The organism is Clostridium zhoujianii (assembly GCF_051590805.1).
GTDB lineage: Bacteria > Bacillota > Clostridia > Clostridiales > Clostridiaceae > Clostridium.
The window spans coordinates 1,364,895-1,385,503 of record NZ_JBPUTF010000001.1 but is presented as its reverse complement, the minus strand read 5'-3'; the positions used below and the strand labels follow the sequence as shown (position 1 = coordinate 1,385,503).

Below are 20,609 nucleotides of genomic sequence, written 5' to 3'. Positions count from 1 at the left end.
ATAATTTATATTGATTATTTTCTATAATAATTAAATATTATACTAATTGACATAAAATACTATACTATGTAATATGTGAATTAATAGCAGTTTTACAGAAGGGGGAAGAAAATGAAAACTAAATATAAAAAAGTTCTATTCATTATTACTATACTTATTTCTATGACTTTTATACAGGAAAGGCCTAAGGCAGAAACATGGACAGAATATCAAAATGATTACAAAGGTAAGATTCTTATTATGAATCCCTCAATAAATTCTGCTTTTGATTCCTCTTTGGTTGAAGGATTAAATCAATACTTAGATGACAACTTAAGGGATTACAAAGTTATTGTAGATTCAAGTTCTTCTAGAAGTTATGATACCGTAAAATATACATTAGAAAAACTTATTGAAAGTAGTGGTCCCTTTGATTTAATCATATCCTTAGACGAAAATACCACAAAAATTTTATCGGCTATTGGTGATGATTTGTTTAAAGATATCCCTATAATATTTGGAATATCTGCAGAGAATATTACCCTTCCTAATTCTAATGCATACGGATATTACTCTCCATATGATTTTGAAAATTTAATGAATACATTATTAACTTTTCATCCTAAGACAAAGGAAGTAAATTTTCTTATTAATAGAGATTTTAAGAAGACATATTTTTATAAAAAGATTTTAACTTATAATGAAAGTAATAATAGTGGTATTAAATTTAACTTTATTCAAACTGGTATAGATACTGAAATAATGAACTACTTTACTAAGGAAGATTCACTTAATATATCCTTTAGTGAAATTAAGTCACTGATTGGTGTTGATGAACCTAAATATTTATCAGAATATGAAAGTATGAAGGAAATTGCCACCGTTACTGATAATCCTACATATGGTGGTTTACTTGATTTTTGTACAACCTTTAATATTGGTGGATATAACTATTCTGGTTTCAAACTCGGTACAGCCTTAGGTAAACTAAGTCATGATATACTAATTAATAAAGTAAATCCATCTTCTATAGGTATAACTGAATTTAAAGAAAATGATTTATTAATAATAAATCAGGAACTAATGAATACATATAATATACCATCTAACTATAAAGGGGTTAAATATTCAACTCTTACCACTGGAGAAACATTTATTACGAGAAAGAATAATATGTATATCTTAATTACATTTTTCATTTTTTTAATAATAATTATTGCATTAATATTCAATCAAGTTTATACACATAAAATTGTAAAAGAACAAGCACAAGTAGACTTCATGAAAACAAATTTTATTGCAAATGTCTCCCATGAGTTAAGAACACCTTTAAACATAATAATTAGTACAATTCAGCTTATTGATATGTATATTGAATCAGGAGAACTACAAATTAATAATAAGTCAATATATAATAAGTTTGATTATTTAAGAAATAATAGTAATAGACTCCTTAGGCTCGTAAATAATATTATTGACACTACAAAGCTTGATGCAGGTTATTTTACTATTGAAAAGACCAATAACGATATAATATCTGTAATTGAAGACATAACTTTAAGTACTGTTCCTTTTTCTGAAAAAAAAGAGATTGAGCTTATATTTGATACTGATTTAGAAGAACTATACTGCTCATTTGACAAAGATAAAATAGAAAGAGTATTTTTAAATTTATTATCCAATGCTATTAAATTCACTCCACCTGGAGGAAGGATTTTTGTTAATATTTCTTGTAATTCAAGAGAGGTAATTACTACTGTTAAAGATACAGGTATAGGTATTCCAGAGGATAAGTATGAATATGTTTTTAAAAGATTTAGACAAGCTAATGATACAATTTATAATAAAAATGAAGGTAGTGGAATTGGCTTATCTATCTGCAAATCAATGGTTGAGCTACATGGAGGAACTATTTCATTAGATAGTAAAATTAATGAAGGTACTACATTTACAGTAAACTTACCAATTATTAAATCAGATAGTACTATATCTGATAATTCTCAACATCAATCTAGTAAAGAAAAACTAAAGCTAGAGTTTTCTGATTTTACAAATTTTATATAAAAAAATAAAAGGAGGTATAATAAGTAAAATATCTTATTACACCTCCTTTTACTTTACTCTCGATCTAAACCTAAAAATAGTATTGCCATTGCATCTGCTCCTCCATGAGTACCAATTACAGCACCAATATTATTAATAATAATATCCTTTACCTTGAAGTTTTCTATAATCTTATTTTTTAGAGATTCTGCATCTTTAATACAATCAGCATGTGCTATGAAAATTACTTGATTTTCTAAATCAACAGATTTTTCTTCAAGCTCCTTTAATAAGTATCCTACTGCTCTTTTTCTTCCTTTAAACTTTGGTCCAGAATTAACATTTCCTTCAGGATCTAACTTTAAACTTGGTTTCACTCCTAAAATACCTCCTACAACAGCTGTAGTTGAAGATATTCTGCCACCCCTTTTTAGATGTTCAAGATCTTCTAATATTATTGCATGTTGTAATTTAGCTCTATTTATTTCTATCCATCTTACTATTTCATCATAATCTTTTCCTTCTTTAAGCATTTCTTGAGCGTAATAAACTAATAGCCCTTCCCCTAGGGTTACTGACTTAGAATCTATTACTTGAATTTTTGCATCAGGGTATTCCTCTAATATGTTATCCCTAGCAATTCGTGCACTATTAACTGTGCCACTAAGGACTGATGCAAGTCCTATGTATATAACTGAATTCCCCTCTCTAATCTCTTTTCTAAAGGCCTCTTCAAATGTGTAGACATTAACCTGTGCTGTTGAAGTTATTTCTCCGGATCTAATTATTTTATAAAATTCATCATAGCTAATAGTTTGTCCTAAATCATCCTTATAAAATTCTCCTTTTATATTTACGGTAAGAGAAACTAATCCAATACCATTTTCTTTCACATAGTTATATGGTAAATCACATGCTGAATCTGTCATTATCTTAATACTCATAAAAAATTCCTCCATTTTATAAAAGATTTCTTTTAAATCTAGTATAAATAGAGTTTGTATTAATGTCAAATATTTTGATACTCAAATTATTTGATATTTAAACAATATTCCCATTTAAGTTTGGATATAACTAGATTAAGATTACAATTTTATAATACAACAAAAAAGTTTGACAGTAATAACTACCAAACCTTGTCTTTTATAACTTTAATTTTTTTTCTAAGATTTCCTAAGTTTTCTCTAACTTTGATAACAGAATTTTCATATCTTCTTGTACAATCCTCACCATAACATTTGCTGTTAGGCGTATGATTAATAATATTATCTATATTTTTATTTAGCAACTATATCACATCCAGTAATAATATACTATATATATTATTACTCCTTCCTTTTAAGTGTGTTTATATTAGCTTTAATTTCCTCCATTTTTTCTTCTTTCTTTTTTATAGACTGATAGTAAATTTCAACTGCATCTCTTCCATTCCTTCTAGAATTCTCAGTTTTTAATCCATTTGTAATAATTTTATTCACACATATTATTCCCATGTTTGCACCTCATAATCTTTAATCCATTTTTGATAAATTATTTAAGTAAATTAGTAGGAAATTTTTCTCAAAGTAATCTACTAATATACGAATTAATTTTGCTAATTCAAAGGGGTATATACTCTCTTCTTCACCTGTATCTAATACAATATATAATCTGTCATCTATAGTTGGAATATATATATTCATATATATTCTACCTTTATCATAATACTCACTTTCACATTCTATATCCTTGATATTTTTAGTAATATAGTACATCTCCTCCTCATCCAAGGAATAATAATACCTTATTGACGTCTCAAATTCATCTTTCCTTAATGTTAAATGCTTTATGTTTGGTAATGAGTAAATATATATAGTTATACATTTATCAACATATGCTACAATGTCATCGTATGTTACCATATCACTAATATTTCCATTCTTGTCTAGCTCAAATATAAACTTTTGTAATTCAGGTAGGGATGCTGCAAAGTTATTTATTATATCCCTATATTTTTTATTTATGCTTAATGAGTCTTCTTTTACCTTATCAAAAGCATTTATACACTCATCAACCATTTCTTCTTTACTTATTTCAAAACCATCTTTATTTATCTTTTTTATATAATAATCAGAGAATATAGTGAAGTAAGCAATTTGATATATAATGAAAAAAATAGCTAAATTTATTAAAAGTATAAACTGTTCATTATTTATACCAAACTTATTCTGAGTATAAGTTGCAATAAAATTACTTTCATTAACTGAATAATATAAATTAAACAACAGAAAAGAAATGGTAAAAAAACTAACTTTTTTGAATTTATTAGTTAGTATCTCTTTAATAGTATTCTTTTTATAAATCTTAATTAGAAATTCTATTAATAATCCAATTGCAAAAATTATTGAAAGTATAGATATAATTTTACTTCCACTTTGTAAAATAGTTAATGAAATATTATTGTAAATCACTCTATCTAAGAGTACTCCTATTATAATAAATATAATACAAATTATTGCATTTCTAAAAAAAATTCCCCTTTCTTTATTACTCATAATATATCCCCTCTAAATAATATATTTATACTTAAATACTATTACTAAAATTACAATAAAATTACAAAAGAGCACCATATTATGATGCTCCTTTAAAATATTTATGTTGATAAAGTAATCTAATACCAAATTATTTCTTTTAAATCTTCAGAAAGATTGTTCTTAAATATTAGTTTATATCCTAGATATGGAATACAAATATTTATAATTAGTACAAGTATACATGCTATAATCACTGATATTGCTACCTCCGTAAAACTAACCTTCATGGCAAAAGGTATGAACAATTCAGGCAGTTTACCTGTAATAAAGCCTAGTGGCACTAAAGGAATTGCAACAATTAAAAAACTATAAAAACCCTCTTGTATTATCATTTCCTTCATTTGTCTTCTTGTTGTTCCTATAGCCCTTAAAATAGCAAACTCAGCTTGTCTAGCAAAGAGACTAGCTAAAGAACTGTTTATAACATTTAAAATTGCAATTAATCCAACTATAGAAGATATTATTACTCCTATCCTTGAAATTCCTCTTTGTAATTCACTTACTTCTGATACTAAAGCTTTTCTTGATTTAATAGTTAATTGATCATTATTAAACTTATGAAGAATAGTAGCTATTTCCTTTTCACATTCACTATTTTCGTAGCCTTCTTTAAAAGTAATGTCTATATTGGTAATATAGTTTTCCTTCTCTCCATAAATATCATTAAAGAGTTTATCTGAAATAATTAATTCTCTAATACTATCTTTATCCTCAAAAATTTTACTTGTATTAAATTTTATTATAGACATTACATCTAAATCCTTTGTAACATTTTTTATTTCTCCTGTTATATCTGAAACAATAAATGTTATAGGAATCTGTGTATTTGCTTTAAATGTGTTTGTACCTAAAAATATAACATAATCATCAGCAAAAAACTTTTCTTTATTTATTGCACCGTGGATTAATTTATAGTTTCCTATTTCCCTATCAAAGTCATTATATGAAATTCCCTTTATTCTTAGTGGAAATACATTTTCATTATTTGTTATTTGTTTTTCTGGACCAATTTTACCATAGCTTGCTTCTAATCTAGACTTATTATTAACTCTACCCTCTACTTTAAAAGGCTCGGTTCTTACTACTTCACCATAAAAATAATCATATACTCCTGAATCATTAGGATTAATAGCTTCATATTGATAATTAATATCTTCAATAAATTCAAGTTTTTCTAGCTCGCTAGTTAACTCTTTACCAACTGGAATGTACTTTGAGTTCGAAATTATTGTACTGTTATGTGTTATTGCAAGGTCTGATGTTATATTACCTTTAATTGCCTTTCTTGGGCTTAAGCTTAGGTAAGCACTTATAGAAAATATTATAACTAATGCTCCTAAAATCAATGAGCTAAATGTTAGATAAGTTTTCTTTTTATTTCTAAATATATTTAACCATGACATTAACTTAACCTTTGTTTGTCTTTTAGTAAATTCTCTTTTCATTAACTTATTGCCTATATTTATATAAGAATCATCAATAGTCTTAATTAAATCTATATCGCTTGCATATATGCTTGGCTTTAATGAACTTAAATAAATTACAAAAACCATTATTAAAGCTGGGATAATATAAATCGCCAGCTTATTTGTTACTTCTGGAATTATTTCATACCCAGTAAACTTTATAACCATTGGAGTTATCATTTCACCAATTTCTATTCCTATTGTTATTCCTAATGGTACTCCAACAACTGAAAATTTAAGACCTTGATAAAAAATCACCCATTTTATTTCCTTAGCTTTCATTCCCAAAATTCGCAACATCTTATATGCCTTAAAATCTTTTATAACATGTATATATAAAATATTGTATATAAATAAGTATCCTGAAAGCATAACTAGCAGAATTATAATAATTATTAGACTTAAGCTTGTTTGAGTTACAGACACAGGACCTGTGTACAAATCACTAGCTAACCCATCTTCAGACTTGTATACTCCCGTTATTTTATAGTTCTTTGAAAAAGATGACAGCCCCTGAATCTCATCTTTACCGTTACTAACAATTATTTCATCACCAGTGTGTATATTTTTTATATTATCTACAACTGAAGAGGGTAAAATTATTTCATCAGTACTTTGGGGTAGTTCACCTGACAGTATATTAATATTAGTTTTTTCAAAGAAATTTTTATTGTTTGGTATCTTAAGATAAATATTCTTAAGGTAATATGCATCAAAAGTATAGTTTGATTTTATTACTTCATCATTGGGAATAGTTAATGAATCTACTTTATACACCTCTCCGTCACCATAGGATGACCGTAAAAAAGTATTTATATTATCATCATTACTATTTGAACTTTCATATTCAGCCAATGTGTCAACAACACTATAATATGATGTAAACCCCATAGCCAACAGTGCTGTTGTAAGAGTTATTGCTAGAATAATAAAGATATTTCTTAATTTATTATTTGAAGAGATGCTATTACTAATCTTTAATATTATTTTTCTATTGTTATTTATATACATATTAGCTCCTTAATCACATCTATTTATTATTTTTCCATCTTCAATATGGATAATCCTATGTGCAAGTTGTGCTATTTCCTCATTATGTGTAATCATAACTATAGTTTGATTAAATCTTTGCGACATTAGCCTCAATAATCCAATTACTTCTTGCTCTTTTTTTGTATCTAGATTACCAGTAGGTTCATCTGCTAAAATTATTGATGGCTTAATTGCTAAAGCTCGTGCTATAGCGACTCTTTGTTGCTGTCCACCAGATAGTTTGCTTGGCAAGAAGTTCATTCTATCCTCTAATCCTAATACCTTAATAATATCATCAATATACTCTCTATCAATCTTGGCGCCGTCAAGTTCTAGTGGTAATACAATATTATCGTATACATTTATAATTGGAATAAGATTATAGCTTTGAAATATTAGCCCAATCTTTCTTCGTCTAAAAATAGTTAGTTCATCGTCAGTCAGATTATAAATATTTATATTATCAATAAGTACCTTGCCTTCAGTTGGTTTGTCTAAGCCAGCAAGAATATGTAAAAGAGTACTTTTACCACTTCCAGATGATCCAACTATTGCAATAAACTCTCCGCCATCTATATTTAAACTTATGTCATCAATTGCTTTTACAATATTTTCATTTGCTCCAAAATATCTTTTTACTCCTAAAACCTCAATCATGATTTTCTCACCTCTATTGTAATAATACACAATAATAATAACAATTTTTTTATTGAATATCACATTTCTGTTATAATTGTAAAGCTTCAGAGTTTATATACTCTGAAGCACTATCTTTTCAGAAGGAATACTGAAAATGTAGATCCATTATTTAAAGAGGATTTAACCTTTATATATCCACCTTCTCTTGTTACTATTTCCCGTGCAAGGTATAAACCTATACCTACCCCGTTATATTCTCTAACTCTTTCACTTCTATAAAACCTTTTAAATACATTATTTATTTCCTTATTTTCTATTCCCATACCATAATCAATAATATCAATTCTTAAAAATACCTCTAAACTTTCTACTTCAATATCAATAGTACTGCCTTTTTCAGAATATTTAATTGCATTCTCTATAATGTTATACAGAGCTTCTGAAGTCCATTTTTTATCATGATTTGATTTTATATCTTTACCACAATTAATATTTATTTTAATATCCTTTTCTTTTGCCTTAGAATAAACTCCGCTTATGGCAATTGCTAGTGTGTTTTGAATTGGACATATCTCACTACTTAAAGAAATAATATTACTCTCTAATCTTGATATTTTAACAAGTCCATCTACTAACCACTGAAGTCTTTCTATTTGATTATTAATAGCCCCCAGAAATTCCTTTTCTGTCTCTTTGTCTACATCCCTATCTAATAGTGTTGAGTTATACATTGATATATTTGCTAATGGTGTTTTGATTTGATGAGATAAATCTGTTATTAATGATTGTATATTATCCTTTTCTACTTCATACTGTCTTTTTTCTGATTCTAAAATATCTACTAATTCTTTAAGTTTGTTCTGTTCTTTAGAGTATAGTGTTTCATCATAAATCTTGAATTTTGCCTTAGTTTTTTTACTCATTACTTCATCAAGAAAGTTACAGGTTTCTTCAGATTGCCTTAATATCAAATTTCTTAAGCTAAGTAAAAAGATAGTTAAAAGAATTATAAATACAATTATATACCCAATGGTTAACTTAAACATATCAGAAGGCCTATTATCAATTGATAGTAAGTATAATATAAATAAATAGGCAGAAGTCATTAATCCATATGCTGTAGCAAATTTAATTAAAAATCCATTCATCAGAATTTTTCCTTATCCCATATATAGCCTATTCCATATACAGTGCTAATATATTTATTCTTATCATCTTCTATTTTACTTCTAAGCCTATTAATATTAACAGTTAAAGCATGCTCATCAATAAAATTTGAATCCTTATCCCAAAGTGCCTCAAGAAGTGCATTTCTTGTGATAACTTGTCCCATGCATGATGTAAATACTTTTAACAACTTAAATTCTGTTGGAGTTATTTCAATTTTTTCACCATTCTTTTTTAGAATATATTTATCAAAATCAATGGTAATATTATCGATTCTAAATATATTACTTGATTTTTCTTTCCCGTCACATCTTCTAAGAATTGCAAAGACTCTCTCTCTCATGATACTCAAACTAAAAGGTTTAACTATATAATCATCGCCTCCTAATTTGAATCCAGTAACTATATCAAACTCCATATCACAAGCAGTTAAAAATATAATTGGTACGGAACTATTACTACTTCTAATCTCTTTGCATAAATCAAACCCATTACCATCTGGTAGATTTACATCTAAGATAATTAAATCATAATTGTTTACATTGATTTTTTCTCTGGCGCCTTTTATTGAGTATACCCCTTCAACCCTAAATCCATCGGCTTCTAAGTTGAAGGTTATTCCCCTATTCAAAGTTCTATCATCTTCTACAATCAATACTCTTTTCATTCCCATACACCCTTTTCTTATTAAATTATGTCTTCTTTTTTCGAAATAAAGCTCATATATATTATTCCTATAATAATAACAAGTGAAGCAGTTAAGAATGGCAACTTATTACCTATATCAAATATGAAACCTGAATATAATGAACCAATTATCATTCCAACTGCTCTACATGAATTTTGTATTCCTGCAATTTGACCATTATTTTTTTTCCCTATTTTTGAAATTATGTTTTGTAGTAATGGTAAAGTTACACTTGCACTACATACAAAAATAATTATAAATAATAAGAATAATATATTAGAGCTAGAAAAAGTAGCTAGCCCTATAAATAAAGCCATTGCTATAAGTGATATTTTAAGACTTTTTAATTCACCAAACTCTTTACCTAATAATGGTGTAATTAATAGATTCGTAAAGAATCCCATTATTCCTGCTATAGCAAGGAAAATTCCATTCACCTTAGGTGGTAAATTTAATACCGATTCTATAAAATAATTAATACTTGAATTATAGCTAGTTGTGGCAAAATAGAATATTGATACTAAAGTCATTACAAGTATAACTTTACTATTGATAACTACTGATTTTTTTATTTTTTTATTTTCATCCTTTTCTTTTTTAGATTGTTTATTTATAGTTTCCTCAAGGAAAAAGTAATACAATAATGATATAACTATAGACATAATAAATTGTGTTAAGAATGTAATCCTATAATTACTATTTCCTATTAACCCTCCAAGTAATGAGCCTAGTGCACTACCAACTGTAGATGCAGCAGCATAGTATGTCATTCCCTTAAGTCTACCTTTCTCATCTGTTATATCAGCAATATAAGCAAGTATTACTGTTAAAAAGCTTATAACTGACGCTCCACCAATAAATCTAAAAATTACTATGATAATAGGATTAGAACTATAACCAAAACCAATTTGTGATACACCATAGCCTATAATTCCAAGAATTAGGTAACCTATTCTTCCATTACTATCAGATAATTTACCCCAAATTGGAGAAAATATAAAATTGCCTATGGACATAGCTGCAAAAAATATTCCAAACAAATATGAAGGAAGGTTATTCTCTTTTATAAGCATTGGTGTCACTGGATGTGCCATGCTTAATAATATATGTGTTATTAAAGTTAGTACTATAACATATTTCATCGATTTTTGTCTCATTGGATACTCCTCTTTTGTTAAATTCTTTTGTTTATTTATTTTAGTATACAAAACAAGCCGATTATTTACAAGTTTAGCCAATAATTATCGGTGATATTATCTTTTCTTTTATAATATTTATTGCATTCTAGGGTAATTATAAATAATATATAGTTTTTACTATTTTCAGATGATTAAAATAACAAAAAAGGTGGTAATCTTATCAAAAATATTCTAATAACAGGTTGTGGTTCAGGTCTTGGCCGTGATGCAGCAATTGCTCTTGCAAATAGAGGGCATTTTGTATATGCTACAACCCATACAAAAGAACAAGCAGATGAGCTAAATAGATTAAATAAGAAGTGGTGTCTTCCTATTTTCTCCTTTAAGCTTGATATTACCTCAAAGATTGATATTTTAGAAATTGATTCCCTTAGGTTAGACGTCCTAATAAATAATGCATCTATTGGTGATTCTGGGTTTGTTGGAGAAATAGATGTAGACAGATATAGAGAAGTATTCGAAACTAATGTATTTTCATCTATAGAATTAACACAAAGGGTTTTAAAAGCAATGATATCAAACAAAGGAGGTCGGATAATATTCATTTCTTCATTAGCAGGAGTCTCATCCATTCCATTTTTATCTCCCTACTGCGCAAGTAAGTCAGCCTTAGAGATGATAGGTACCTGCTTAAATAAAGAAATTAAAAAACTAAAAGGTTTAAATATTCCTGTTATACTTATTGAACCTGGTGCCTATGCTACTGGTTTTAATCAGAAAAATTTAAGTAAACAGTTTAATCAGCTGAATGTTAATTCTTATTTTAAAAATCATCTAAATAAGCTGAAATTTAAGCAATTTAGTTATTTTAAGGCTATTGAATCTACAAATACAAATACTATTATTAATATGTATATAAAGGCTGTGGAAGATAAATACCCTAATGATAAGTATATTGCTCCTTATTCCCAAGGTTTATATATTAAGATAAAAAAAGTTCTAAAAAAATAAACTAGAACATATTGCTTAGTTATAGCAGTATGTTCTTCTTTATTTAGATAACAATTTTATCTGACTAATTTTCTAACAATAGTCCCTATTCCAATACCCATCATTACTACTCCAAGTAGCATCTCAATATTTGATAGCATATAACTACAATCAATTGGCATTGAGTTTACTGTTCCTACTCCTGCAAACATTCCCACACTTAATATCAATGCTTCATTATATATTTTTCCCATTTCAGAAAATCCATTAGGTGACCCAATTCCATCTATAAGTCTTATAATCTTATCACCTTCAATTTCCATGCCAAAAAGTAAATATAAAGCTCCAAAAATAAAAATTATACCTATTGAAGCCAGTACTGGATGAATTATCCTCTCGCCATAGCCACTTGCTATCCAATATATGTATGAACATATTTTGGGGATAGGTTTAAGGGTTTTTCTTTGGGCAACCTTGCATTGATAATAATACTCTCCAAAATTATTCTTAAGATTATTTTCATTAAATTTATTTGCAAAGGTTTCGTACTGCATATATAATCCTTCATATTGATTCTTACTGCGCTTTCTTACAGGTATCTTATCAATAAAGCTCTTTTCATCTAATTTACTTTTCCATTTATCATTAAATTCTAGATCTTCAATAGTAGTATGTACTATTTTAGCACCTGATAAATCTAGATCTATCATATTAATTCTTAATAAATCTGAATTTATTATAATTAAACTTGTCATATCAGTAAGTTCAAATGATGTATCATAAATATTGCATTCCTCAAATATACAGTATGAAATATTAGAGTTTAAGAACTTTACATACATATTGCACTTATTAAAAAAGCAAGATAGATTATCTTTTTTATTTAATGATGGAACTTCATCAGAGTCTTCTTTAATGAATGTACAATTTTCAAATATAGTACCACCTCCTTCAAATGTGCACTCCTCAAAGGTACATCCAATAAAACTACAATCTTTGAATTTTACATTATCAAACTTACATCTTCTAAAGATAGCACATACTATATTCTTTGATGAAATTTCTAGGAACTCATCTTCATTTTTCATATTACTGCCATTAAATTTTCTTTCAGCAATCTCTTTAAAACTATACTTTTCATCTATAGTTCCTATAGTTGAAGATTGTCTTTTTTTCATTAATTCATTGATTAGTTTTTGATTATTACTTTTTCTTTTTGTAAGCTGTTTGAGTGCAGTAAATCTTTCTTCTTTAAAATTTATATAGGCCATTTTTATATCCCCTCTAATCTAATTTATAACAATAGATAAGTTTAGTATTTCAAATAACTCTTATTTAGATACATTTTTATAATATAAATATTCTCTATATAAAAGAAGACTGCCTTAACTAATTTAAGACAGTCAATTCATTATTTAAATATCATCTTACTTCTATCTAGAGTATTTGTTAAAAAAGATAGTACTACTCCATAATTTGAAATTGCTACATTTTTATCTTTACATAATTTAATTCTATTTATTACTGCTTTTCTATTTATCATACATCCACCACAATGAATTACTAGTTTGTATTCATCAAGATTATCTGGGAAATCATGACCTGCTTTAAAATGAAGGTCTAACTTTCCACCTACGTAATTCTCTAACATCTTTGGAATTTTAACCTTACCTATATCTTCATGGGAAGTATTATGACTACAACTTTCAGTAATAAGGACCTTGTCTCCAGGATTTAATTCTCTAATTCTTTTTACTCCCTCTAAAAATTCTGTTATATCACCCTTTTGCCTTGCGAATAGCATTGAGAAACTTGTTAATGGAATATCCTTAGGTACAAGATTATCTATCTTCTTGAAGGCTTGTGAATCAGTTATTACTAAATCAACATGTTTCATTTCTTCTAAGGCATCTTTAAGCTCTGTATCTCTTACTACGTAGCACTTAATACCATGATCTAATGCATCTCTTATACATTGTACCTGTGGCAATATAAGCCTACCTTTTGGTGCTTCAGAATCAATGGGAACAACTAAAATCACATTAGAACCATAGGGCAGCAAATCACCAATTAAAGGTAATTCATCATCCTCAATTTCTATTAATTCTATTAACTTATTATTTAATTCTGCTAAACCTACCTTTTCTTTATTAGAAATATAAATAGAATCTGGGAATTCTTCTTTTACATAATTTAGCTTTTCTTTATCTACTTTATCTATTTTATTTATTACTAGTAAATATGGAATATTGTATTTTTTAAACTCTAATTCTATTTCTTTAAAGTTTTTTATATCTATATCTTCTATGTCAAAAATATATATTCCAATATCAGTTCTTTTAATATATTCTATTGTTTTCTTTACTCTGGCTTCACCAAGTGAAGTAGTATCTCCTAAACCTGCTGTATCTATAAATAATACAGGCCCAACAGGATTTAATTCCATTCCTTTTGAAACTGGATCAGTAGTAGTTCCTTCTTTATCTGATACAAGTGAAACTTCCTGTCCCAGTAGATTATTCATAATGGAAGACTTTCCTGAATTAGTTTTGCCATAGATAACTATGTGTTTTCTGTTAGCATTTGGTGTACTATTCATACTTCCTCCTATAAATATAAGTCTCTTTCGCCACTCTTTAATTTATCAATATTCTTTAGAACAAATTCTCTAGTTTCCTCCCTATCAATATGACTTGCTTCTTCTCTAACTAAAGCCTCAGCCTTACTTTGGAATTCGCTGTCTCCATAGTCTAAAGCATATTCAATTAAGGTAGACATTGCATTGGGCTCGCAGCAATATTGTATTTCTCCTGATTTTGCAAGATTCATAAATCTCTCACCAGTTCTTCCTCTTCTATAACATGCAGTACAATAACTTGGGATATATCCATCATCTAAAAGTTCACTTAATATATCAATAGGCTTCCTTTCATCCGCAAGTGTAAATTGATTTATTTCTGAGTCCTCTTCTCTTTCCTTATAGCCACCGACCCCTGTACTTGACCCAGCACTCATTTGAGATATTCCATGTTTTAATAATTCTCGTCTCATTTCAGCATCTTCTCTAGTTGAGATAATCATTCCTGTAAATGGTACAGCAATTCTTATTATTGCAACAATTCTTTTAAAGGTTTCATCATCTAGTAAGTTAGGGAATCCTTTAAATGAAACACCTTCAGCAGGTCTAAGTCTTGGAACAGATATTGTATGGAATCCAACTCCATATTTCTTTTCAAGATGCTCGTTATGTATCATTAATCCAAGTACCTCAAACTTAGGATCAGCTAGTCCAAATAATACTCCTGCACCTACATCGTCAATTCCTGCTTCCATTGCTCTATCAAAGGCTGTTAAGTGATATTCATAATCTCCTTTAAGACAATTTGGATGCATTTTTTTATAAATATCTTCATCATAGGTTTCTTGGAAAAGTATATAGGTTCCTATTCCAGCCTTTTTTAAAATTTTATATTCATCAACAGTAGTTGCTGCGATATTTACATTTACTCTTCTTATTTCTCCATTATCTTTTTGTGTTTTGTATATTGTTTTAAGGGTTTCTACTACATATTCTATTGGAGCATTTACAGGATCTTCTCCTAGTTCTAATGCAAGTCTCTTATGTCCCATACTTTCAAGAATTTTTACTTCTTCAGCAACTTCTTCTTGAGTTAACTTCCTTCTTTCAAATTTGTTACATTCACGATAGCCACAGTATACACAGTTATTTACACAATAGTCGCTTACATATAGTGGAGCAAACATAACTATTCTCTTACCGTAAATTTCCTTTTTAATATCACCAGCTATTTTATACATCTCTTCTATTTGATCTTTATCTTCAATCTGAAGAAGTATAGCAATATCAGTATGATTTAACCCTTCTCTTTTCTTTGATTTATCTAAAACTGCTTGTACTTGTTCTTTAGATGGATTTCTAGATTCTTTCAACAAACTCTCTATATATTCTTTATTTATAAACATTAATTTCTCTCCTTTAGCCATTTGATATTATCTCCTCTGGAAACTTCAATTTTAAAACCAGCTCGATTGATTCTACCTTCGATACACATTCTACACTCTGCTGCTTCATCTCCAGTGCATATTTTGCCATTGTATAATGAATATTTTTCTCTTACACTAGTTGGTGAGAGATTTGGCATTACAACATTTCCTCCAGCTTTAATTCCAAGCTCTCTTCCAATTGGATTAATACTTCCTAGTGCTGTAGTTGCAGGAAGTAATACATTAGGTAATAATAGTCTGGTTATTGCTAATATTGTTACAGTATTATCTAAAGTTCCTGCTTTCTCATCTTTAAGAGTTGTATCTTTATGAGGAATAAATGGCCCAATACCACACATATCAGGAGTTAATTCCTTAACAAAACGTAAATCATTAACTAAATCACTATTGCATTGGCCTGGTAGACCAACCATAAATCCTGCACCAATTTGATATCCTATTTTTCTTAAGTTTCGTAAGCATTCTCTTCTATTTTCAAAACTACTATTTGGATGTAGCTTTTCATATAATTCCTTGCTTGCAGTTTCATGTCTTAATAGATATCTGTCTGCTCCTGCTTTAAACATTTTTTCATATGATTCATAACTTCTTTCACCAAGGGAAAGTGTTATTGCATTGTCTGGATATCTTTCCTTAATCTTAGTAATAATCTCTATCATTATTTCATCTGTATAATAAGGATCTTCTCCTCCTTGTAGCACATAAGTTTTATATCCTAATCTATCTCCAATATCAGCACATTCTAATATTTCATCAACAGTTAGCCTATACCTATCTGCATTTTTATTCTTAGCTCGAATACCACAGTATTCGCAGTTCTTTACGCAATAATTGGTGAATTCTATAAGTCCTCTCATATATACTTTATCACCGTAAGATGCCATTCTAGTTAAGTGAGATTTCTCTATTAAATACTTTTTAGAATCTTCATCTAAATTATCTAACAAATATAAAAGTTCTTCCCTAGTGGCATCATTAATTTTGTATAATTTGTCAATTATCTCTTTAACCTTCAAATTTATATCTCCTTTTTTGCTATTGCTGTTTTAACTGTTACACCATTGATGTTACCTAATTTCCCCGTTAAACTATTTATATCATCTAAATCTCCAATTACTGTTATAGATATTACAGATATACCATGTTCAAATGGTAAACCCATTCTTCCTCTGATACTTCCTCTAAAGGATGCTACCACATCATTAAACTCCTGTTGACATTCTCTTGGCTCTTCTAAAATTGCACTTATTACTGCTATCTTTGACATTATAAAGTCCTCCTAAAACCACAAAAATGAGGCCTCTAACTAATTAGAGACCTCAAAAACTATTCAATGAAATAAACCTAGAAAAATCTACGTTTTATATAACATTTTATGAATTTTTGTCTCTTTCAGATTAGAATTCTCTTTTCTGTTAGAAATTATACTTATACACTCCAATTAAAAGAATTCTCTCTTAAAAGAAGCTTGTTAATATTATATCATACAATTTATTAAGAGGTATATTAAAAATTAGTAAACTTTATTATTAAATATATTATTATAATTCTAATATATAACCTTCACATAGAAAAAGGCAACCTAAGTAGGTTACCTTTCTTAATTATATAATTATTTGAATTTAATTATTTTTTAAAAATACCAAATGGCTTTCCAACTGGTAAGAATGCTTTTCCAAAATGTGCATTAAGTACAGCTGCACCTGAACCATAGAATGAGAATAATGCAATTAACAATTCTGCCCAAGCAGCAACATTATGCATAAAGTGTTCCATGATACCAAATGAACTAAAAGCTAGTCCTATAAATAAGAAATCTATTAAAACAAATATTATAAATAGTACCTTATGTGTTTCCATAGCACCTATTGTCATGAATAGAGTAAATATTAAATATCCTAAGAATGCAAAACCTAATTGTTTACTATCTACTGTTGAAGCAAGCTTTTCACCAAATACACCATTTTGTATTAGCCAAGTGAATCCCATAGCATACCAAAAGAAAGCATATGCTCCGAAAGCAGTAGCACCAAATACATTATTATGTTTAAAATCTTTAAGACAAGCTACTAATTGAGCTGATGCACCTAAGAATATTGCCCATGGCAAAACTAATGATACACCACTTGTTAATCCTAACTTTTGTGAAGATGCTACTAAGGTTATTATAGCTAATCCGAATAAGCCTAGTGCAGATGGATCTGCGCTAACAATTTTTACTTTTGTTTCGTTCATTTTTAATCCCCTTATCTTTTGTTTATTTTAAATCCTTATAAAGAATATCAAAGCCATCCTTCATTGTCAACAGCATATATTTTCTAATTTATTTAGTGTACTTAGAAACAATCATCGTACAAACTGTATTACCGGATGAATTTATTAATGTTGCAGGTGCATCTATTATAGTTGCAATTACAAGCATTATAGCTAAAGCTTCTGGTGGGAAACCAAAAATACTTAATATAAGCATTTCTCCAATAGCTCCACCCCCAGGAACAGCACCTACAACAGCACCTATTAACAATCCTACGAATAAAATAGTTACTAGTGATGAAAAACTGCTCATATCCTTACCAAATATAGCGAATAAGAACATTATCTTATAGATACCACCAATTACAGAGCCATCTTTATGTATATTTACCCCTAGTGGCATTACAATATTAGCAATTGTATCTGGTACTCCCATTTTCTTTGCTGCTTCAATATTTACTGGAATACAAGCTGCACTTGAGCAGGTGGCTAAGGCTGTAATTGAAGGTTCTGTAGCGTTCTGCCAAAATAATTTAACACCATTCTTCTTCCCTGCTACATATGCATAAATTGTAAAAAATCCAAAAAAGTAAATTATTGATACTAATAAATATAATGCAAATACTTTTGCATAACCACTTAATATATTTCCTCCTAATTGACCTACTACTGTAGCAAAATACGCTCCAAGACCTATAGGGGCATAGTACATTATTATATTCATCATTTTCATGGTAACAGCTGCTCCACTGTTTAAAAATGCAGCAAAAGCTTTTCCCTCTTCCTGACATAGTATTGTTGCAAATCCAACTATAATAGAGAATATAATCAATGCTAGTAAATTACTTCTTGATAATAGGTCAGAGAAATCTCCTACTGTTATACTTGTTACTATTTTTTCCAATACTCCTACTTTTTCTACTCCAGATGTATCTCCTACTAGTAAGTTATTAAATAATGAAGGATCTAGACCTTTTGTAGGATCAAAAACCTTAAAGCTTAAAACTCCAATTACGCCTGAAATAAAAGCAGTAACCCCAAAAACGATTACTGTTACTCCAAGTATCTTACCAAGCTTTTTAGTATTATTCATATTAGCAATAGCTGATGTAATATTAAAAAATACTATAGGTATTAATAATGTGAATATTAGGTTTAAAAATAAATTCCCTAGTGGTTCAAAAACACTAGCCTTTTCTTTCATCACTAACCCAATAATCCCTCCTAATATAATTGAGGATAATAAGATTAATGATGTTTTGTAATTTTTTAAAAATTTCAATCTCATCCTACCTTTCGTCTGTAAATTTAGACTATAAATAGCCTATTTATCCTTAGTTGAAGTCATTATAGAAATAATCCTTGTCTATTATACAAGGTTAAGTATAGATTTAAAAGAGTATTACTATAATCTATCAAAATAAATATCTTATCTATAATTTATTTTATGCTATAAGAGCTGACAAAACCTAATATAGAAAAATAAATGACAATGATTAAAGATTAATTTCAACCATTGTCCCTTGTCTTACTATTTACAATTGAATATAAAAGTAACATATAAGTAAACTCTAATGCTATTATCTCAAGTAGCTTAATATTTGTCTCATGATCTGTATACTCCTTAGGTAGTATATCATTAAAAAAAACTAGTATATTGCTTGAATCAGTACATTGAAGCATGTGATCTAAAATAAGTGCATTCCATTGAAAGGCAGATATTATATAGTACACTTCATCTTCTGTAAAATTATCCCTATCAACTATACTATTAGTTGCCACGTCAGCGGTAATCTTATCTGTCACAATTTTCTTAATTTGATCTTCTTTTATTGGAGCTTCTCTATTTAAGAAAAATTTTCCATTCCTATTTTCTTTATCTCTAATTAAATCCTTATAATTAGAGTGCCCAAGTGCATTGGCTGCATAATCTATTAGATCCCCGAATATTTCATTCCCTATCTTTAATTTTGATAAAACATTGTTAGAATTAAGAATATTAATTTTTTCTGATAAAAGCACTTGATCTAAAGGAATATAGGGTAGTCCCTCTGATGAACATTCTTTTGTAAAATCAAAGCCTATATCAAATCCCCATTTAAGTATTATATCCTTATATATCATAATACTTTCTATAATTTCTTTAAAATTTTTCATTTAGCCCCCCAATTATTAGCATAAATATTTTATTAAGATCTCCTCTGCTAATATTTTGATTTCTTGATGTAGAAAATTAAGTTCATTTAGTTCTCCGGTTTTCAACTCATATACTTCTTCAGCAATATTAGTAGAATTATTCATAAAATCTTCATACTCGTATTTAGTTAATTTACTTAATTTTTCTTCTATAGGTTTTGGAAAATATAATTCTTCTATTTGAGACTCTCCATATACTTCAGTAAATTCTAACTCTTTAATTAATCCCATAATTATTAAAATAACCTCATTAATATTGAACTTTATTCTGCACATAATTATCCTTTCTTACTATTCAGTAAATCATAATTACCATTCTAGTCTTAATATCTAAATAGTACATAATTTACTTGATGTAATCAACTTATAATAATAGTCACATAATATAATATTAAATATACCATATATAATAACT

General features: G+C 28.1%; 20 protein-coding genes. 2 read left to right on the top strand and 18 right to left on the bottom strand.

Features of this window, described 5'->3' with window-relative positions:
* Positions 1-111: 111 nt before the first annotated feature.
* Entirely contained in the window at positions 112-2,043 is a 1,932-nt protein-coding gene (locus tag ACSYT2_RS06555) for a sensor histidine kinase (protein WP_430856381.1), read from the top strand.
* A gap of 53 nt (positions 2,044-2,096) precedes the next feature.
* On the opposite strand, the gene ACSYT2_RS06550 is transcribed toward ACSYT2_RS06555, so the two are convergent.
* The 9 genes from ACSYT2_RS06550 to ACSYT2_RS06510 all read right to left on the bottom strand — a co-directional run bounded on the left by ACSYT2_RS06550 (position 2,097) and on the right by ACSYT2_RS06510 (position 10,747).
* A complete protein-coding gene (locus ACSYT2_RS06550; RefSeq protein WP_438384257.1) occupies positions 2,097-2,966 on the bottom strand; it encodes a DegV family protein in 870 nt (289 codons plus the stop codon).
* Positions 2,967-3,148: 182 nt separating this feature from the next.
* A complete protein-coding gene (locus ACSYT2_RS06545; protein WP_430856379.1) occupies positions 3,149-3,310 on the bottom strand; it encodes a hypothetical protein in 162 nt (53 codons plus the stop codon).
* 37 nt (positions 3,311-3,347) lie between these two features.
* A complete protein-coding gene (locus tag ACSYT2_RS06540; protein ID WP_430856378.1) occupies positions 3,348-3,515 on the bottom strand; it encodes a hypothetical protein in 168 nt (55 codons plus the stop codon).
* A gap of 18 nt (positions 3,516-3,533) precedes the next feature.
* Positions 3,534-4,556, bottom strand: coding sequence for a hypothetical protein (locus tag ACSYT2_RS06535; protein ID WP_430856377.1), 1,023 nt, complete (start codon positions 4,554-4,556; stop codon positions 3,534-3,536).
* A gap of 119 nt (positions 4,557-4,675) precedes the next feature.
* Complete coding sequence (locus ACSYT2_RS06530; RefSeq protein WP_438384253.1) at positions 4,676-7,075, bottom strand: ABC transporter permease; 2,400 nt, start codon at positions 7,073-7,075, stop codon at positions 4,676-4,678.
* Positions 7,076-7,084: 9 nt separating this feature from the next.
* Positions 7,085-7,753 (bottom strand): ABC transporter ATP-binding protein, encoded by a 669-nt coding sequence (locus ACSYT2_RS06525; RefSeq protein ID WP_430856375.1) that lies wholly within the window; start codon positions 7,751-7,753, stop codon positions 7,085-7,087.
* Positions 7,754-7,863: 110 nt separating this feature from the next.
* The gene (locus ACSYT2_RS06520; RefSeq protein WP_430856374.1) at positions 7,864-8,883 is read right to left on the bottom strand and encodes a sensor histidine kinase; all 1,020 of its coding nucleotides are present in this window, start codon (positions 8,881-8,883) and stop codon (positions 7,864-7,866) included.
* Positions 8,883-9,569 (bottom strand): response regulator transcription factor, encoded by a 687-nt coding sequence (locus tag ACSYT2_RS06515; RefSeq protein ID WP_430856373.1) that lies wholly within the window; start codon positions 9,567-9,569, stop codon positions 8,883-8,885. Before ACSYT2_RS06515 ends, ACSYT2_RS06520 begins: the two co-directional genes overlap by 1 nt.
* Positions 9,570-9,589: 20 nt before the next feature.
* Entirely contained in the window at positions 9,590-10,747 is a 1,158-nt protein-coding gene (locus ACSYT2_RS06510) for an MFS transporter (protein WP_430856372.1), read from the bottom strand.
* Positions 10,748-10,948: 201 nt separating this feature from the next.
* On the opposite strand from ACSYT2_RS06510, the gene ACSYT2_RS06505 reads away from it, so the two are divergent.
* Positions 10,949-11,740, top strand: a complete 792-nt coding sequence (locus ACSYT2_RS06505) for an SDR family NAD(P)-dependent oxidoreductase (RefSeq protein ID WP_430856693.1) — start codon at positions 10,949-10,951, stop codon at positions 11,738-11,740.
* Positions 11,741-11,796: 56 nt separating this feature from the next.
* Here the strand turns inward: ACSYT2_RS06505 and ACSYT2_RS06500 are convergent, their stop codons facing one another.
* The 9 genes from ACSYT2_RS06500 to ACSYT2_RS06460 all read right to left on the bottom strand — a co-directional run bounded on the left by ACSYT2_RS06500 (position 11,797) and on the right by ACSYT2_RS06460 (position 20,470).
* Positions 11,797-12,990: a pentapeptide repeat-containing protein gene (locus ACSYT2_RS06500; RefSeq protein WP_430856371.1), complete on the bottom strand. Its 1,194-nt coding sequence runs from the start codon at positions 12,988-12,990 to the stop codon at positions 11,797-11,799.
* 140 nt (positions 12,991-13,130) lie between these two features.
* Positions 13,131-14,318 carry a [FeFe] hydrogenase H-cluster maturation GTPase HydF gene (gene hydF / locus ACSYT2_RS06495; protein WP_438384250.1) on the bottom strand — a complete coding sequence of 396 codons (1,188 nt, stop codon included), beginning with the start codon at positions 14,316-14,318 and terminating at the stop codon, positions 13,131-13,133.
* An 8-nt stretch (positions 14,319-14,326) separates the two neighbouring features.
* The gene (hydG, locus tag ACSYT2_RS06490; RefSeq protein ID WP_438385005.1) at positions 14,327-15,703 is read right to left on the bottom strand and encodes a [FeFe] hydrogenase H-cluster radical SAM maturase HydG; all 1,377 of its coding nucleotides are present in this window, start codon (positions 15,701-15,703) and stop codon (positions 14,327-14,329) included.
* A complete protein-coding gene (hydE, locus tag ACSYT2_RS06485) occupies positions 15,703-16,761 on the bottom strand; it encodes a [FeFe] hydrogenase H-cluster radical SAM maturase HydE (RefSeq protein WP_438384248.1) in 1,059 nt (352 codons plus the stop codon). Before hydE ends, hydG begins: the two co-directional genes overlap by 1 nt.
* A 2-nt stretch (positions 16,762-16,763) precedes the next feature.
* Entirely contained in the window at positions 16,764-17,012 is a 249-nt protein-coding gene (locus tag ACSYT2_RS06480; protein ID WP_430856368.1) for a TM1266 family iron-only hydrogenase system putative regulator, read from the bottom strand.
* A 359-nt stretch (positions 17,013-17,371) separates the two neighbouring features.
* Entirely contained in the window at positions 17,372-17,980 is a 609-nt protein-coding gene (locus ACSYT2_RS06475) for an acetate uptake transporter (RefSeq protein ID WP_430856367.1), read from the bottom strand.
* 88 nt (positions 17,981-18,068) lie between these two features.
* A complete protein-coding gene (locus ACSYT2_RS06470) occupies positions 18,069-19,280 on the bottom strand; it encodes a dicarboxylate/amino acid:cation symporter (protein ID WP_438384246.1) in 1,212 nt (403 codons plus the stop codon).
* A 227-nt stretch (positions 19,281-19,507) separates the two neighbouring features.
* Positions 19,508-20,155, bottom strand: coding sequence for a hypothetical protein (locus ACSYT2_RS06465; protein WP_438384245.1), 648 nt, complete (start codon positions 20,153-20,155; stop codon positions 19,508-19,510).
* 15 nt (positions 20,156-20,170) lie between these two features.
* The gene (locus ACSYT2_RS06460; protein ID WP_430856364.1) at positions 20,171-20,470 is read right to left on the bottom strand and encodes a hypothetical protein; all 300 of its coding nucleotides are present in this window, start codon (positions 20,468-20,470) and stop codon (positions 20,171-20,173) included.
* Between the last annotated feature and the right edge of the window lie 139 nt (positions 20,471-20,609).

What these genes read in the sequence shown, in the direction of transcription:
- ACSYT2_RS06555 (WP_430856381.1), top strand. Translation starts at nt 112, where the DNA reads ATGAAAACTAAATATAAAAAAGTTCTATTCATTATTACTATACTTATT.
- ACSYT2_RS06550 (WP_438384257.1), bottom strand. Translation starts at nt 2,966, where the DNA reads ATGAGTATTAAGATAATGACAGATTCAGCATGTGATTTACCATATAAC.
- ACSYT2_RS06540 (WP_430856378.1), bottom strand. Translation starts at nt 3,515, where the DNA reads ATGGGAATAATATGTGTGAATAAAATTATTACAAATGGATTAAAAACT.
- ACSYT2_RS06535 (WP_430856377.1), bottom strand. Translation starts at nt 4,556, where the DNA reads ATGAGTAATAAAGAAAGGGGAATTTTTTTTAGAAATGCAATAATTTGT.
- ACSYT2_RS06530 (WP_438384253.1), bottom strand. Translation starts at nt 7,075, where the DNA reads ATGTATATAAATAACAATAGAAAAATAATATTAAAGATTAGTAATAGC.
- ACSYT2_RS06525 (WP_430856375.1), bottom strand. Translation starts at nt 7,753, where the DNA reads ATGATTGAGGTTTTAGGAGTAAAAAGATATTTTGGAGCAAATGAAAAT.
- ACSYT2_RS06520 (WP_430856374.1), bottom strand. Translation starts at nt 8,883, where the DNA reads ATGAATGGATTTTTAATTAAATTTGCTACAGCATATGGATTAATGACT.
- ACSYT2_RS06515 (WP_430856373.1), bottom strand. Translation starts at nt 9,569, where the DNA reads ATGAAAAGAGTATTGATTGTAGAAGATGATAGAACTTTGAATAGGGGA.
- ACSYT2_RS06510 (WP_430856372.1), bottom strand. Translation starts at nt 10,747, where the DNA reads ATGAGACAAAAATCGATGAAATATGTTATAGTACTAACTTTAATAACA.
- ACSYT2_RS06500 (WP_430856371.1), bottom strand. Translation starts at nt 12,990, where the DNA reads ATGGCCTATATAAATTTTAAAGAAGAAAGATTTACTGCACTCAAACAG.
- hydF (WP_438384250.1), bottom strand. Translation starts at nt 14,318, where the DNA reads ATGAATAGTACACCAAATGCTAACAGAAAACACATAGTTATCTATGGC.
- hydG (WP_438385005.1), bottom strand. Translation starts at nt 15,703, where the DNA reads ATGTTTATAAATAAAGAATATATAGAGAGTTTGTTGAAAGAATCTAGA.
- ACSYT2_RS06480 (WP_430856368.1), bottom strand. Translation starts at nt 17,012, where the DNA reads ATGTCAAAGATAGCAGTAATAAGTGCAATTTTAGAAGAGCCAAGAGAA.
- ACSYT2_RS06475 (WP_430856367.1), bottom strand. Translation starts at nt 17,980, where the DNA reads ATGAACGAAACAAAAGTAAAAATTGTTAGCGCAGATCCATCTGCACTA.
- ACSYT2_RS06465 (WP_438384245.1), bottom strand. Translation starts at nt 20,155, where the DNA reads ATGAAAAATTTTAAAGAAATTATAGAAAGTATTATGATATATAAGGAT.
- ACSYT2_RS06460 (WP_430856364.1), bottom strand. Translation starts at nt 20,470, where the DNA reads ATGTGCAGAATAAAGTTCAATATTAATGAGGTTATTTTAATAATTATG.